This window comes from Kitasatospora sp. NPDC054939 (assembly GCF_053610105.1).
This window is the reverse complement of sequence record NZ_JBSGXP010000191.1, coordinates 1-14,225: the sequence shown is the minus strand read 5'-3', so window position 1 is coordinate 14,225 and position 14,225 is coordinate 1. Positions and strand designations below refer to the sequence as shown.

At 71.5% G+C, this 14,225-nt stretch carries 15 protein-coding genes and 2 pseudogenes; 7 read left to right on the top strand and 10 right to left on the bottom strand.

Annotation, left to right across the window (positions count from 1 at the left end; genetic code table 11):
* The 4 genes from ACWGB8_RS34850 to ddaH form a co-directional block, all read right to left on the bottom strand.
* On the bottom strand, positions 1-1,395 hold a 1,395-nt coding region (locus tag ACWGB8_RS34850), incomplete at its 3' end, for a condensation domain-containing protein (protein ID WP_452217669.1).
* A 71-nt stretch (positions 1,396-1,466) separates the two neighbouring features.
* Positions 1,467-2,477, bottom strand: a complete 1,011-nt coding sequence (locus tag ACWGB8_RS34845) for an ABC transporter substrate-binding protein (RefSeq protein WP_452217668.1) — start codon at positions 2,475-2,477, stop codon at positions 1,467-1,469.
* A gap of 34 nt (positions 2,478-2,511) precedes the next feature.
* Positions 2,512-3,906: an enterobactin transporter EntS gene (gene entS, locus ACWGB8_RS34840; protein WP_452217667.1), complete on the bottom strand. Its 1,395-nt coding sequence runs from the start codon at positions 3,904-3,906 to the stop codon at positions 2,512-2,514.
* A gap of 198 nt (positions 3,907-4,104) precedes the next feature.
* Positions 4,105-4,956: a dimethylargininase gene (gene ddaH, locus ACWGB8_RS34835; RefSeq protein WP_452217666.1), complete on the bottom strand. Its 852-nt coding sequence runs from the start codon at positions 4,954-4,956 to the stop codon at positions 4,105-4,107.
* 286 nt (positions 4,957-5,242) lie between these two features.
* On the opposite strand from ddaH, the gene ACWGB8_RS34830 reads away from it, so the two are divergent.
* Positions 5,243-6,058, top strand: coding sequence for an ABC transporter ATP-binding protein (locus ACWGB8_RS34830; RefSeq protein ID WP_452217665.1), 816 nt, complete (start codon positions 5,243-5,245; stop codon positions 6,056-6,058).
* 156 nt (positions 6,059-6,214) lie between these two features.
* Here the strand turns inward: ACWGB8_RS34830 and ACWGB8_RS34825 are convergent, their stop codons facing one another.
* Positions 6,215-7,582 (bottom strand): lysine N(6)-hydroxylase/L-ornithine N(5)-oxygenase family protein, encoded by a 1,368-nt coding sequence (locus ACWGB8_RS34825; RefSeq protein WP_452217664.1) that lies wholly within the window; start codon positions 7,580-7,582, stop codon positions 6,215-6,217.
* A gap of 382 nt (positions 7,583-7,964) precedes the next feature.
* Here ACWGB8_RS34825 and ACWGB8_RS34820 point away from each other — a divergent pair, with 382 nt between their 5' ends.
* From ACWGB8_RS34820 to ACWGB8_RS34800, 5 genes are all read left to right on the top strand, one after another.
* Positions 7,965-8,684: a hypothetical protein gene (locus ACWGB8_RS34820; protein WP_452217663.1), complete on the top strand. Its 720-nt coding sequence runs from the start codon at positions 7,965-7,967 to the stop codon at positions 8,682-8,684.
* Between the two features lie 207 nt (positions 8,685-8,891).
* Positions 8,892-9,317 carry a hypothetical protein gene (locus tag ACWGB8_RS34815; RefSeq protein WP_452217662.1) on the top strand — a complete coding sequence of 142 codons (426 nt, stop codon included), beginning with the start codon at positions 8,892-8,894 and terminating at the stop codon, positions 9,315-9,317.
* On the top strand, positions 9,227-9,670 hold the full coding sequence (locus ACWGB8_RS34810; RefSeq protein WP_452217661.1) for a hypothetical protein: 444 nt from the start codon (positions 9,227-9,229) through the stop codon (positions 9,668-9,670). The genes ACWGB8_RS34815 and ACWGB8_RS34810 overlap by 91 nt, the downstream gene beginning before the upstream one ends.
* 107 nt (positions 9,671-9,777) lie before the next feature.
* Positions 9,778-10,506 carry a class I SAM-dependent methyltransferase gene (locus tag ACWGB8_RS34805; protein ID WP_452217660.1) on the top strand — a complete coding sequence of 243 codons (729 nt, stop codon included), beginning with the start codon at positions 9,778-9,780 and terminating at the stop codon, positions 10,504-10,506.
* Positions 10,503-10,925: a hypothetical protein gene (locus ACWGB8_RS34800; protein WP_452217659.1), complete on the top strand. Its 423-nt coding sequence runs from the start codon at positions 10,503-10,505 to the stop codon at positions 10,923-10,925. The genes ACWGB8_RS34805 and ACWGB8_RS34800 overlap by 4 nt, the downstream gene beginning before the upstream one ends.
* 529 nt (positions 10,926-11,454) lie before the next feature.
* On the opposite strand, the gene ACWGB8_RS34795 is transcribed toward ACWGB8_RS34800, so the two are convergent.
* Positions 11,455-11,916 carry a GNAT family N-acetyltransferase gene (locus ACWGB8_RS34795; protein ID WP_452217658.1) on the bottom strand — a complete coding sequence of 154 codons (462 nt, stop codon included), beginning with the start codon at positions 11,914-11,916 and terminating at the stop codon, positions 11,455-11,457.
* A 109-nt stretch (positions 11,917-12,025) separates the two neighbouring features.
* Between ACWGB8_RS34795 and ACWGB8_RS34790 the strand changes: the two genes are divergently transcribed.
* On the top strand, positions 12,026-12,406 hold the full coding sequence (locus ACWGB8_RS34790) for a hypothetical protein (RefSeq protein ID WP_452217657.1): 381 nt from the start codon (positions 12,026-12,028) through the stop codon (positions 12,404-12,406).
* Positions 12,407-12,803: 397 nt separating this feature from the next.
* Here the strand turns inward: ACWGB8_RS34790 and ACWGB8_RS34785 are convergent.
* From ACWGB8_RS34785 to ACWGB8_RS34770, 4 genes and pseudogenes are all read right to left on the bottom strand, one after another.
* Positions 12,804-12,908: pseudogene (locus tag ACWGB8_RS34785) on the bottom strand (DM13 domain-containing protein); the annotation flags it as partial.
* A 123-nt stretch (positions 12,909-13,031) separates the two neighbouring features.
* Positions 13,032-13,598, bottom strand: a complete 567-nt coding sequence (locus tag ACWGB8_RS34780; RefSeq protein ID WP_452217656.1) for a DUF4291 domain-containing protein — start codon at positions 13,596-13,598, stop codon at positions 13,032-13,034.
* An 82-nt stretch (positions 13,599-13,680) separates the two neighbouring features.
* Positions 13,681-13,904 (bottom strand): annotated as a pseudogene (locus ACWGB8_RS34775) (IS5 family transposase); the annotation flags it as partial.
* Positions 13,905-13,995: 91 nt separating this feature from the next.
* Positions 13,996-14,225: pirin-like C-terminal cupin domain-containing protein (locus ACWGB8_RS34770; RefSeq protein ID WP_452217655.1), on the bottom strand; the 230-nt coding region annotated here is incomplete at its 5' end.

The following is a 14,225-nucleotide window of genomic DNA, read 5'->3' as shown; positions in this document are numbered from 1 at the left end:
GGCGCGGGCGGCGAACAGCTCGACCACCGAACCGGCGGGTATCGCGCGATCGGTGCCGTTCCACTGCGCCAGCAGCGCCCGGTCCGCCTCGGTGACGAGGTCCAGGGTGCCGAGCGCGGCGTCCTGGCCGGCCTCGCCGAGCGCGGTCAGCAGCCGGGTGAACTCCGCGGTGCGGGCGTCGAGATCGGCCCCGGTGTAGGCGTTCGGGTTGGCGTCCAGCTCGAAGCGCAGGCTCCGGCCGCCGTCCAGGTAGACGGAGAGGGTGAGGTCCTCGACCGGGCCGGCGGCGATGTTGTGCGGGCGCGCGGTCGCGCCGTCGAAGGTCAGCGCGTCGTCGAAGACCTTGATGTTGACCATCGGGCCGAGCGGTCCGCGCCGGCTGCCGACGAGTTCGAGGTCGCGGCTGATCGACTCGCCGCGGTAGCGCTGGTGGCGGCGCAGCTCGCGCACGCCCTTGACGACCTGGCGGACCAGGCCGGCGACGGTGTCCGCCGAGCCGACCTCCAGGCGCAGCGGCAGGACGTTGACGGTCATCACGGGCACCGCGAGGGCGACCGAGCCCATCCGGGTCATCGCGGGCAGGGCGAGCACCACGTCCCGGGTGCCGGTCATCCGGTGGACGTAGCCGGCGAACGCGGCGATCACGACGTCGGCCCAGGTCCCGCGGGACTGCGCGGCGACCTTGAGCAGCGCCTCGCCGACCTCGTCGGGCAGCACTGCGGAGCGGCGCAGGAAGCGGGGGGCGGCCGGCCGGACGGCGCCGGAGAGCGGCTGGGAGCCGGTGTGGCCGGCCATCCGCTCCAGCCAGTAGGCGCGGTCGGTCCCGTACTGGGAGCTGTCGCGGTAGGCGGCCTCCTCGTCGAGGACGGGGGCCAGCGGGCCGAACGGGCTCTGAGGGACGGCCAGTCCGCGGACCAGCGCGGTGTACACCTCGGCGACCCGGCGGGAGAGCAGGGCGAAGCTGTAGGCGTCGGCGGCGATGTGGTGGATGCGCTGGTACCAGAGCACCCGGTCGTCGGCGACGGTGTGCAGGGCGAAGCCGAACAGGCCGCCGTCCGCGGGGTCGGCCGGGCGGTGCATGTCGGCGTGCATCAGGGCGAGCGCGGCCGCGTCCGGGTCGGGTTCGCCGCGCAGGTCGGTGGTCTCCAGCTCCCAGGCAAGCTCCGCGGTCTCCTGGTACGGGATGCCGTCCTGCTCCCCGTAGGTCATGCCGAGCGACTCGGCCTCGGACACGGTGCGCCGGAGCGCGGCCTCGAACAGCTCCCGGTCGACCTCGCCGCGGATCTCCACGTACTGGCCGACGTTGTAGGCCGGGCTGTCCGGGGCGATCCCTTGGCCGTACCAGACTCCGGACTGTGCTCCGGTGAGGGGGAGGCGGCGGTGGGGGCGGTTCATCGTTCGGGTGCTCCAGTGTTCGAGGTCGGGCAGGGCGGTCCGGCCCGGGGCGGGGCCGGACCGCCTGTGCATCACAGCGACTTGAGGACCTGCTCCAGCTGGTCGAGGATCTTGACGGCCTCGGGGTAGCGGGCGGTGAAGAAGTCCGGCACCGGGTGCACCTGGTTGTTCTTCGCGGCCTTGAGGGCCTTCCAGTTGGTCTGGTTCATCAGGTCGGTGGTCTCGGCGGACGGCTTGCCGCCCTCACCGGTGCCGTCGACCAGGATCACGTCGGCCGGCTCCAGCTTGCCGATCTCCTCGAAGGAGAGGTCGAACCAGGCGTCCTCGAAGGTGACCCCGGGCAGTTCGGCGAACTGACCGCCCATGTCCTTGACGACCATGCCGAGCCAGGACGAGCCGTTGTACGCGGAGAGCTTGCCGGCCTCACCGGAGTTGGCGATGGCCCACTTGGTCCTGGCGAGCTTGTCGGCGTACGTGGTCTTGATTCGCGCGGCCTTCTCCTCGTACTCCTTCTTGACCTTCTCGCCGCGCTCCTTCTGGCCGGCCGCGTCGGCGACCTTGAGCGAGGTGGGGAGCAGGACCGAGGGGTCGGAGATGCCGAAGGAGACCACGGGGGCGATCGGCTTGAGCTTGTCGATCTTGAACTCCACGCGCTTCGGCGCGGAGATGATGATCAGGTCGGGGTTGAGGCTCTGGAGCTTCTCGAAGTTGAGCTCGTTGCCCTCACCGACGACCGGGATGGACTTGACCTTCTCCTTCTGCGCCGGCGAGAGCGCCGCCTCGTCGACCGAGGTCATGCCCACCACCGGGATGTCGGCGTCGAGCAGCCACATCGCGGCGTAGGAGAGGCCGACGATCCGCTTCGGATTGGCGGGGATGGTGACCTCGCCGTCCGGGGTGCTCACCACCCGGGTGGTGGCGGCACCGGAGGAGGCGGCACCGGACCCGCCGCTGTCCGGCGTCGTGGTGGTGGAGCAGGCCGCCGCGGCGGTCAGGACGAGACCGGCGAACAGGGCGGTGGCGGCGCGGCGGAGCCGGGTCGCGGGACCGGCTGTTCCGGCGGCGGTGGGGTTGGAGCTCAACTCAGTGCCTTTCCTGGGGACGTGCGATGGGTGGTCAGGTGGTTCGGGAGGCGCCGGGGGAGTCGGGTGCCGGCGGGGCGGCGGGAGCCGCGGCGACGGAGGCCGGGGCGGCGGCGAGTTCGTCGGGTCCGTGCTCGGCGGGCCGGTCGGAGGCACCGGAGCCGCCCGGCTCCTCGTCCTCGTCGCTCTCCTCGGGGAGCGTGGCGTGCCGCAGGCCCGGGACGGCGATCGCCACCACCACGGCCGTCAGCGCGGTGAAGAGGCCGTTGAACACGGCGGCGAAGCCGGGGTTGAACCAGCGGGCGATCAGCGCCACCTCGGCGTCGCCGGCGATGTCGCCGGTGGTCTGCTGGGAGGTCATCACCCCGGCCATCCGGCCGCGCAGCCGGTCCGGCGTGTGGTGCTGGACGAGCGCGTACTCCAGGATGCCGTAGACGGTGCCGGCCGCCCCGACGACCACCAGCGCCGCGAACGCCGGGACGATGCTCGGGCTGAGGCCGAAGGCCGCCACGGCCAGGCCGGAGACCAGGACGGACGCCAGCAGGACCTTGCCCGGGGCCGCGCTCCGGCCGATCCAGCCGCTGCCGACGGACATCAGCAGCGCGCCGATCGCGGGCGCGGTGTACAGGACGCCGAGCATGACCTCTCCGCCGCCGAACCGGGTGTCGACCAGCTCGGGGAAGAGCACCACCGGCACGTTGAAGAAGGCCGTGACCCCGCCGAGCACCAGCAGGCCGCCCACCACCCGCTCGCGCAGGGCGAACCGCAGCGCCGCCAGTGGCGAACCGCCCTCGCCCGCGGCCTCCTCGTCGTCCTCGTCGTGGACCGGCGGCTGGGGGCGCAGCCGGGTCAGCAGCAGGCTGGTGAGCGCGGTGGTGGCGGCGGTGACGCCGAAGGCGAAGCCCGGCCCCCAGGCGGCGATCAGCACGCCGCCGAGGAAGGGGGCGGCGATCGATCCGATCTCGCCGGTCATCGCCAGCAGGGCGCCGGCCGCCGGGAGTTGGTCCTGGCGGACCAGGGTGGGCACCACGGCCTGCAATGCGGTGACGCTGATGCCGGACGCCAGGCCGTCCCAGGCGACGCAGAGGTGGATCACCCAGAGGTGCGGCTCGGGCAGCATCGCGTTCACGGCGAGCGCGGCGAAGCCGAGGGCGGCGGCGCTGCGGGCCAGGATGATCACCCGGCGGCGGTCGGTGCGGTCGGCGAGCACTCCGCCCGCCAGCGAGCCGACCAGCACGCTGACGCTCATCACCATGCTGACCGCGGCGACCTGGAAGGTCGACCCGCTCAGCTTGTAGACCTGGGAGGCCAGGGCGACCGTGGCGACCCCGAGGCCGAAGAGCGAGACCGTCCGGGCGATGAAGGCGGCGCGGAAGTCGGGGCTCGCGCGCAGGGGCTCGATGTCGATCAGTAGGTCGCGCAGGCGCACTCGGGTCTCCGGGAATGGGGTACGGGTCGTCGGGCGGGCTGGGAGCACGTCGGGCGGAGTCTCCGGTGGAGCCACCCCGCCCCGCTCGTCCGGTCGACCGGCCCGCGCACAGCTCGTTAGGTAAGCCTTACCTAATCGCGGGAGCTCTGTCAGTGTCAAGGCGGTCGCGGTGTTCGTCGGGACCGGGCCGGACGGGAGTCAGCCGCGCAGCTCCAGGGTGCAGCACTTCACGCTGCCGCCCGCGTACAGGAGTTCGTCGAGCTCGACGCCGATCGGCTCGAACCCGCGCTCGCGCAGCTTCTCGTGCAGGCCGACGGCGACCTCGGGGAGGAAGACGTGCCGCCCGTCGGAGAGCGCGTTGAGGCCGAACACCTCGGCGTCCTCGTCCGAGGCCAGGATCGCGTCCGGGAACAGCTCCCGCAGCACCGCCCGGCTGCCCTCGCTGAACGCCGCCGGGTAGTACATGATCTCGTCGTCGGACAGCACGGCGAGCGCGGTGTCCAGGTGGTAGAACTTCGGGTTCACCAGGGTGAGTCCGATCACCGGCAGGCCGAAGAACTCCTGGGCCTCGGCGTGCGAGCGGCCGTCGGTGCGGAAGCCGGTGCCGGCCAGGATCTTCCGCCCGACCACGAGGTAGTCGCCCTCGCCCTCGTTGATGTGCTCGGGCCAGTGCACGTCCCCGTAGCCGTTGCGTACGAACCAGGAGAGGTACGCGGGCCCCTCGGCGGTGCGCTCGACGTGCCGGAACCGGGCGCCGAGCACCCGGCCGTCCACGACGGTGGCGCCGTTGGCCGCGAAGACCATGTCGGGCAGGCCGGGCAGCGGCTCGATCACCTCGACCTCGTGTCCGTGCGCGAGGTAGAGGTCCCGCAGGGCGGTCCACTGGTCGAGCGCCCGCTTGGCGTCGACCGGCTTCTCCGGGTTCATCCAGGGGTTGATCGAGTACGTCACGTCGAAGTGGCTCGGCGCGCACATCAGGAAGCGGCGCGGGGTGGCGACCCGCGCCTTGTGCGGGGCGACGGGGGACGCGATGGTGTCCGTAGCAGGCATGGGGTCCTCTGATCTGGCTGCTGGTCGCTGCCGGGCGGGGTCGCCGCAGGGGCAGGGAGTGGGAGAGCAGACGCGGTGGGCACGGCTCGGGAGGGGTGGCCGGCGCGAACTGCGTGCGCATGGCGGCGGAACGGGATCCGTCCGGTGGAAAGGACGGGTCCCCCGCACCCCCCTCAGGTTTGGTTAGGCTAACCTTACCTGACTGTTTGCGCTCCTGGTCACCCGATCCGGAGGCGAACGCGGAATCCCACCGACGATTGCTCACCGACCAACCCCAGGAGACGAAGTGACCGGCACCACCGAGCGGCTGCTCGCAGAGAAGGTGACGCTGCGGTACGGCGACCGCGCCATCGCCACGGACCTGTCCGTGGCCGTGCCGGACGGCTCGTTCACCGTCGTCGTCGGCCCCAACGCCTGCGGGAAGTCCACCCTGCTCCGGGCCTTCGCCCGACTCCTCAAGCCCTCCTCCGGCCGGGTGCTCCTCGACGGCGAGCAGATCGGCTCCCTCCCCGCCAAGGAACTCGCCCGCCGGCTAGGGCTGCTGCCGCAGAGCTCCACCGCCCCCGACAGCATCACCGTCGCGGACCTGGTGGCCCGGGGCCGCTACCCGCACCAGGGCCTGTTCCGGCAGTGGACGCGCACCGACGACGAGATCGTCGCCGCGTCGATGGCCGCCACCAACGTGGACTCGCTCGCCACCCGCTTCGTCGACGAGCTCTCCGGCGGCCAGCGCCAGCGCGTCTGGCTCGCCATGGCCATCGCCCAGCAGACCCCGCTGCTGCTGCTCGACGAGCCGACCACCTTCCTCGACATCGCCCACCAGGTCGAGGTCCTCGACCTCTGCGCCCGACTGCAGCGCGAGCAGGGCCGCACCCTCGTCGCCGTCCTGCACGACCTCAACCAGGCGGCGCGGTACGCCACCCACCTCATCGTCATGCGGGACGGCGCGGTGGTGGCCGAGGGCAGCCCGTCGGAGATCGTCACCGCCGAACTGGTCGAAAGGGTCTTCGACCTGCCCTGCCAGATCATCGAGGACCCGCAGACCGGCACCCCGCTGGTAGTCCCGATGGCGCCGCGCGGCTGGACCGCCCGGGGCGCGTAGGGCGACCCCGCCTGCCCGCCTGCCCCGCCTGCCTGCCCGGCGGGCCTTCGTGCGTCGCCCGGGAAGCGCGACCGACCGCCGGGGAGGTCCACCGATGAAGGGCGAGTCTCCTCGGCGGTCCGTCAGTTCCGCTTCGGGGTACGCGTGTTCCGGCCGTCAGCCGCCGATCCGCAGGCCGCTGTCCGCCGCTCGCAGTTCACGGCCCGCCTGGCGCAGCAGCAGCGAGTCGCAGATCTCGCCGGAGCGCACGGCCAGCGTGGACAGCAGCGCGGAGGTGATGCCGTGCGTGTGCTCGGTCCCGCCCTGGAGGTAGACGCCCACGTCCACGTGGTCCTCCGTCAGCACCCGGTGGTCCCGGTCGACCCGGACCCGGCCGCGCCCGTCGGTGAGGCAGGCAGGGGCCAGCTCGCCGAGCAGGTCGCGCGGGTCCACGTGGGCGTAGCCGGTGGCCAGCACCACGGCGTCGCAGTCGAGTTCGAACTCCTCGCCGGTGGTCAGTGAGCGGACCGCGGCCCGCGCCCCGTCCGGGCCCTCGCAGACCCCGGTCAGCCGCGAGGCGTTCAGGATGCGCAGCCGCTCCCGGCCCGCGACCTTCTCCTCGTACACGATCCGGTACAGCTGCTCGATCAGATCGGCGTCCACCACCGAGTAGTTGGTGTTGGCGTGGTGGTCGAGCAGGCTCTGCTTGGCCTCCTCGGAGGCGCGGTAGAACTCGTCCACCGCGGACGGGTCGAAGATCCGGTTGGCGAACGGGCTGTCGTCCGCCGGGCTGTAGCCGTACCGGGTCAGGACGGCGCAGATCTCCGCCTCGGGGAAGGTGCGGTGCAGGTACTCGACCGCCTCGGCCGCGGACTGGCCGGCGCCGACCACGGCGATCCGGCGGTGCCGCAGGGAGTCCCGCCGCTCGGCGAGCGCGGGCGCGTGCACCAGCAGGTCCCGGGTGTGCCAGACCCGCTCGCCGGTGGCGACGCCCTCGGGCAGCCGCGGCGTCAGGCCGGTGCCGATGACCACGTTGCGCGCCGACCGGACCTCGGCCGGGCCCGAACCGTCGGCGGGCTCCGAGACGACCTCGACCAGGCCGACCCGGCCCTCCGACTCCACCGGGCGGATCGCGGTGACCCGGCGGCCGTAGTCGGTCACCGCGCCGAACTGCTCGGCGCACCACTCGAAGTAGCCGTGGAACTCCAGGCGCGTCGGGTAGAAGGACCGGAGGTTGATGAAGTCCACCAGGCGCCCCTGGCCCTCCAGGTACGACAGGAAGGTGAAGCGGCTGCGCGGGTCGCGCAGGGTCACCAGGTCCTTGAGGAAGGACACCTGCATCGTGGCGCCGTCGAGCAGCATGCCGCGGTGCCAGCCGAAGCTCTCCTGCTGCTCCAGGAAGCGGGCCCGGATCACCTGCTCGGGGCTGCGCCGGTTGTGGTCGTCGATTGCGATGGCCAGAGCCAGGTTGGCGGGGCCGAAGCCTATCCCCACCAGGTCGTCGACGCCGTTCCCGTGGTCGACTGCACCGTTCTCTCGCGGCATTCTCGTCCTTCCGTCGGCTGCTCGTTCTCGGGAACCGGAGCGCAGCGGCCCGTGCAACCGTGCAACCCGTGCAACAGGCCCAGTGGGTACAAATACTAAGGTAAGGCTTCCCTAAGTTTCCCCATTGCTGGCGCGGAGTCAAGTTCGCGTGCCGGACTCGGCCCGCCGGCCCGGCCCCGGCGGGTGGCGCAGGTCCTCGAGCGGGACGCGGATCGCCCCCCTGCGCGAGCGGGCGCCCGCCCCGGCGCCTCGGGCGCACTCTGGCGCCGCTGGACGATCTCTGGCACCATCGCAGCGGACGTGAACACATCGTGTGTCAACTGTTCACGCCATCTGCACAAATGTAGCCGTAGAACGTCGTCGAGAAGATCTGAGGCCTGCCATGAAGAGCTTACGGAACCACACCTCGCACCTGCTGACGGTCGTGATGCTGCTCCTGGGGATGATGACCGCGGCGAGCGCGCAGGCGCAGGCGGCCCCGCAGCGGCTCGCCGCCAGCACGACCATCTGTTCCAACTCCCCCATCCCGGCCGGGTGGGTCATCACGAGCTCGTACAGCAGCTGGGGCTGTCCCGGCACCGGTGTCTCGTACTCGATCACCGACACCACCGGGCAGACCAACCTGACCATCTGCTCGTTCTCCCCCAAGCCGGCCGGATGGGTGGTCACCAGCTCGTACAGCACCAGCAACTGCGCGGGCAGCGGCGTCGCCTACGGCTTCCACAACGTGGCCAACGACACCAACGTCACCGTGTGCTCCATGTCCCCGATCCCGACGGGGTGGGTGATCAGCAGCTCGTACAGCAGCGGCAACTGTGCGGGCACCGGCGTCGCCTACACGCTCCACAACGTCGCCAACGACACCCGCGCCAGCGCGTGCTCCATGACCCCGATCCCGGCCGGGTGGGTCGTCACCAGCTCGGTCAGCAGCAGCAACTGCGCCGGCACCGGCATCTCGTACACCCTCTTCAAGATCACCACGCAGACCACCGCCGTCGTGTGCTCCTTCTCCCCCCTCCCGGCGGGCTGGGTGGTCAGCAGCTACTACCCGAGCAGCAACTGCTACGGCAGTGGCGTCGCCTACGACATCCGCAAGGCCTGAGCGGCAGCCGCCGACTCCGCGTGGTCCCGCGCCCCGCGGGGCGCCGGGAAGCGTGATCGCAGGGCCTCTTGGCAGCCCGGGAGGGCGACTCCCCCCGGCCGCCGGGAGGCCCTGCTTCCGGCCGAGGGCGAGAGGCCGATACTGGGTCCGCGCCATGGGCAGGCCCGGTTCACCACCGGCTAGGTGGCCGTCCTGGGCCTGGCGTTGATGCTCGGGGTGTTCCTCGGCATCGTCCGGCCGGCGTTCACTGCGTCGATCATCGACGTCGACGCCGACCGGGTCCGGGCCCTGAACCTGAACTACTGTGCGGTCAAGCTGGGTTCGGGGGCCGCGGCGTTGCTGGCCGGCCTGCTGGCCAGGACCGAGCCGATGCTGCTGTTCGCGACGAACGCCGGCGTACTGCTGTGTTCGGCACTGCTGCTGGCGCTGAAGGTCCCGGAGACCAGGCCGACCGCCAAAGCGGCCAGGAGCGGCTCGGTCGGGCTCGGCGTCGTCCTCCGGGACCGGACCTTCATGGTCTTCGTCGGACTGACCCTGCTCGGTTGGACGATGATCGCCTGCTCTCCCGCTACCACTACCGGCTCGCCCGGATCGGCAGCCGGGTCGTCGGCGACACCCTGGAGTTCAAGGTGATCAGCGCCGACGGCCGGGCCGACCTGCACGTCCGCGCCGACCTGGCCGGCCGCCCCGCCCCGCTGCCGGCCGGCAGCCCGTTCCCCGACGCCCGGGCCGCGCGCCGGTTCGCCGGACCGCTGCCCTACACGTTCGAGTACGAGCCGCAGACCCGCTCGATGATCGTCGTCAAGGCCGTCCGCGCCCACTGGGAGCCGGTACCGGTCGCCGTCGACGTGCACCGGCTGACCTTCTTCGACCACGGCCCGCTGGCCGGCAGCCGGCCCGTGCTCGCCAACGCCTTCCACGTGGCCGACCTCGACTACGGCTGGGAGCCGGGCAGCCGCCGCGCCCTCGACGGGAGCGCGCGGTGAGCCCGGTCCGGCCGGCGGGCGAACGGCCGGTTCCGGGGCCGCCGCCCCGGACCGCCCCGCAGCCGGCGCCCGGCGCGGGCGCGGCTCCCCTGCACCGCCTGTCCGGCGTGCGCGAGGTGATCGGCTACAACTGGCCGCTGTACGCGGGCGGCGTGCTCGCCGTGGCCGGCGGCTGGGCGCTGGCCCGGCGGCTTCCCGGCCCGGCCGCCCGGCTCGCCCGCGCGGGTACGCTCGCGGCGGGCTGGCTGCTCGCCGGCAGCGCCGCCGCCACCTGGTACGTCTACGACCGTTCCGAGCTGTACGGCTACGCCTGGCTCGACGACCTCCTCCCGGACGGACCCGGCCGCCACCTCGTGGTGTCGGCGGGCCTCGACGAGGCGAGCCGGCCGGTCGCCGCACGCCACCCCGGCGCGCCGCAGCTGATCGCCGACCTGTACGACCCGGCGCTGATGACGGAGGGCTCGATCCGCCGCGCCCGCCGCCGGGTGCCACCGTTGCCCGGCACCGTGGCCGCCCGGCCGACGGGGCTGCCCGCCCCGACCGCCTCGCTCGACTCGGTGCTCGTCGTGCTCGCCGCCCACGAGCTGCGCCGGGCGGCCGACCGCGCCGCCCTGTTCGCCGAGACGGCCCGGGTGCTGAGGCCGGGCGGCACGCTCGTCCTGGTCGAGCACCTGCGCGACGCCGCGAACACCGCCGTGTACGGCCCGGGAGCGTGGCACTTCCTGCCGCGTTCCACCTGGCTCGGCCACGCCGCCGCGGCGGGCCTGCACCCGGCGGCCGAACGGCGGATCGCCGCACTGGTCACCGCGTTCGCGTTCCGGAGGTCCGAGTCGTGAACCAACTCCTCGACGTGGAACTCCAGTTGCGACTGGTCGGTGCCGCACTGGTGGGAATCGGCCTGTTCCACGCCGTGCTGCCCCGGGTGATCGACTGGCCCGCCGACCTGGCCGGGACCACTCTGCTGACCCGTCAGGTCTCCTACGCCCACCTCTTCTTCATCGGCCTCGGCTGCGTACTGCTCGGCCTGTTGCCGCTGGCGATGCCCGGCGAACTCCTCGCCGGCTCCCCGCTCGGAGTCGCCCTCCTGGCCGGCGAGACGCTGTTCTGGGGCGCCCGCTGGCTCTTCGAGTTCGCCGTCTTCTCGCCCCGCCTCTGGCGCGGCGACCGGCTCCGCACCCTGGGCCACCTGGCGCTCTCGGTCCTGTGGACCTGGGTCACCGCGGTGTTCGCGATCGCTCTGTGGAGCGTGCTCTGACGCTCCGGTGCGACTGCGGGATCCAGCCGGTCTCAGCTACTGGGCCCCGGGCTCCGGCTGCCCGTGGCGGTGTTGTCGGTACCGGTCCCGGTCGGTGGCGCTTCGACGGGGAACCACCTGTTCTTCCCCGGCGCAGGACCGTCCACCCCCGCCGAATACGGCACTCCGCAGCATGTCGACCCTGCCGTCATCGCCGACATCGCCTTTGGTTGAGCCACGGTTGGGGATGAGCAGCGTCGGCGTCGCCTGTGAGCGGGGCCGGCAGACTCCTGGCGGGGCGCCGGCACCCTGCCGACCCCGTTCGCCGAGGGACGGTTGCCCCGCTCACCCTCGTGACAGCTCCGACAGGCCGGGTGCCGCCGAGCGGTTGTCGTTCGGCACCTTCTCGTTCGCCGATCCTGCGACCCTGAAATGCGCCGCCTCCGGGTGGCACCACGGTGGGCAGCGCCGCTACCTCGTCGGGTGAGCCGACGCAAACCACCAGTGACCGCCTGCATGTGGTGGTCGCCAACACAAGCTCTTGCCTGCGTCAGAGGACAGCCCGGCGATAGACCTGCCGTGAACCGCCTTCCGGGCCCGGCTCGGCTGACTCGGCCGGGCAGAAGCCGAGGCGCTCGTAGAAGGCGCGTGCACCGCTGGCGACTGCGCCCGGATGGTCGGTCCCAAAGGTGATCACCTCGATGCTGCCCGGACCCCGAACGAACCTGCGTTCCGCGTCCGCCATCAGTGCACGACCGACGCCCGTCCCGCGTTCCTTCTCCGAGACGACCAGCCAGTGGACGTGGTACGTCGGGGCTTCGATTCCGAACAGCAGACCGCCGAGAACATCCGACCCCGAGACGGCGACGAGCGCCGTGGACCGACGAAGGTGCAGGTCCACGGCACTGCGGAATCCGGGACTCTCCACCATCGGCCCGAACCAGTGCTCCACCTGAGCTGCCAAGTCAAGAAGAGCAGGGAAGTCTTGCTCGCGTGTAAGTCTGACAATCATCCGAGTAGTTTGGCAGATGGGGAACATCGTCTGATGAACTGCTGCTTCCGGCAGCGCACGCGGGCCGGACGCGCGGCGCTCGCTGGACGAACTGTCATATGCATCGGCGATGTTGCAGACGACGCTGGCCAGTACGGCAGGCTACATCGCAGCGTTGCTGTCGCGGTTCGACGGCTCGGCCACGGACGAGGTCTCCCAAGGGCGGGAACTGATCGCGGCCCGCTTCGCCGAGTGCCTGAAGGCTGCGGACACGCTCGCGGCGAAGGTGCGCCAGGCGGCAGTCGCAAGAGTGTCGGGCCTCGACCGGCTGGCAGAGTCCGGCACAGAGCTGACTGGCGCACTGCGTACGACAGGTCAACGGCTCGACGCGGCCCTCCAATCGCTGGGACCGGGTGTCCCGGCGCAGGAGCTGCCTCCGGACGCCCTGCGCGCGGCTTCGTCTGCGTGGGCGGAACTGCACGATCGCGTCACGTCCCCTCGACTGGAATGAGCCTGCAGCTCCGGCGATCCGTCGAGCGGGAAGGAGGGAGGTCCCGCGGCGGCAGATCGCTGAACGGATCACAAGGGATGGACGCGGCCGTGCCCGCTTCGACCGCCTCCGCCTCCAGATCCTCCATGTCGACTTGGGCTTGATTCGCTTCGACGGACACCCCTGATCAGACATCCCATGGCGTTGGGTCCTCAAGCGGCTGGGGCGAGGGTTGCGTGGTGCGACCAGGCGGCTGCCTCGTCATGGACGGTGCGGGTCTTGAGGCATCCGTGGAGGATGCCGACGAGGCGGTTGCCGAGCTGGCGCAGGGCAGGGTCGTAGCCGGCATCGCGGACCCGCGCCCCGCACGCATCGGGCCGTTGGGCTGCGGGGCTGGTGGGCCACGCGGCCCGGCGGGTCAGATTCGGCTGAGCTCGGCGGCGCCGAAGGAGACGTCGAAGCGGTCGCACCAGATGGTCACGCTGGTGTAGTCGTCGAGCGGGACATCGGCTGGGATCGGGTAACCCACGCCGACCGTGCTCGACGGCGCCGACATCGGCAATCGATGGCTGACCATCGCCGCTAGGACGTGTATCGAAAGTGCTCGTATCACGGTGGCCGTGGGCGGCCCCTCACGAGTTCCCTGTCATCTACCTGGGGAAACGACATCTTGCAGGGTCTGAGGGATTGGGTAGGTGCGCTCCGTAGGAAACAGCCGTTGTGCTTTGGCGGTGTGCCCGGTTTGTATCAGTGCCGAGGCTTTGCGGACTTGGGGTGTGAGGTCGGTGAGGCTGACGATCCAGTCGTCGGTGAACGTGCGGATCAGGTGGCGGCCGATGCCGACCTGGATGCTGTAGTGATTCAGTGCCGCTCCGCGCGGCGAGCGTTCCGGGTCCCACTGGACATGTACGGCTGCCTGGGCGACGGCCGCCGGGTCGGCGGTCGTCAGCACGGCCTGGGACAGGGCGTCCTCCCAGCCCTCCCGGGTGATCCGCACTGCGAGAACACGTTCCTGACCCGGTTTGCGGGCCCAGTTGCTGCGGTGCATCAGCCACATGAACGACGGCTTGATCCACGTCATCCGGTGGAAGGAGAACGGCGCAACGAAGCGGTCCGCCCGCAGCGCCGCGTCAGCGATGGCAGGCGAGTACGCCTGATAGACCACGATCGTGTGAGCGTCGTAGTCGGCACGAATCTGATGCTGGGGCGTCATGCGTCGCACCCTGCCACCTGGTCCACCGGCGCGGCGAGCCGATTTCGCCTCCCCCATGGAGGCGGTTCGAATGCACTGCTCGGAGCCACTCATTGATGGCAGCTACGAGGACCGCCGCCTCGTAGCGAACCGCGAGCTTGTCGTAGCGCGTGGCGACAGCCCGGTGTCTCTTGAGGCGGTTGATGCCGCACTCAACCGCATGTCGGGCCTTGTAGTCCTGCGGGTCGGACTTCGGCGGGCGGCCGCCGCGGGAGCCGCGTTCCATGCGGTTGCCGGCCTGGTCGGCGTTGTCTCCGGGATGGTGCAGCTGCTCAAGGTGTTCTGCCGCACCTGGCTCCGGCAACCGGACCTGGTGGAGGGTGCGATGGGGCGCCGGACACTCAAGCATCGTTGCAGGTCAGCGCACCCGTCCGCGCGGCTTCAGCGGTGTCGCCGGCAGTGCCGGGGCGTTCAGGCGGGGGCCGTCGTAGCCGTGGACCTGGCCGAAGCGCGTGCCGGTTTCCCAGTCGGTGCGGGCCTGGGCGATCTCCTCGCCGGTGCGGCCGATGAAGTTCCACCACATGACGAGTTTCTCGTCGAAGGGGGTGCCGCCGAGGAGGAGGAGGGTGGCGTCGGTGCGGGCGTGGA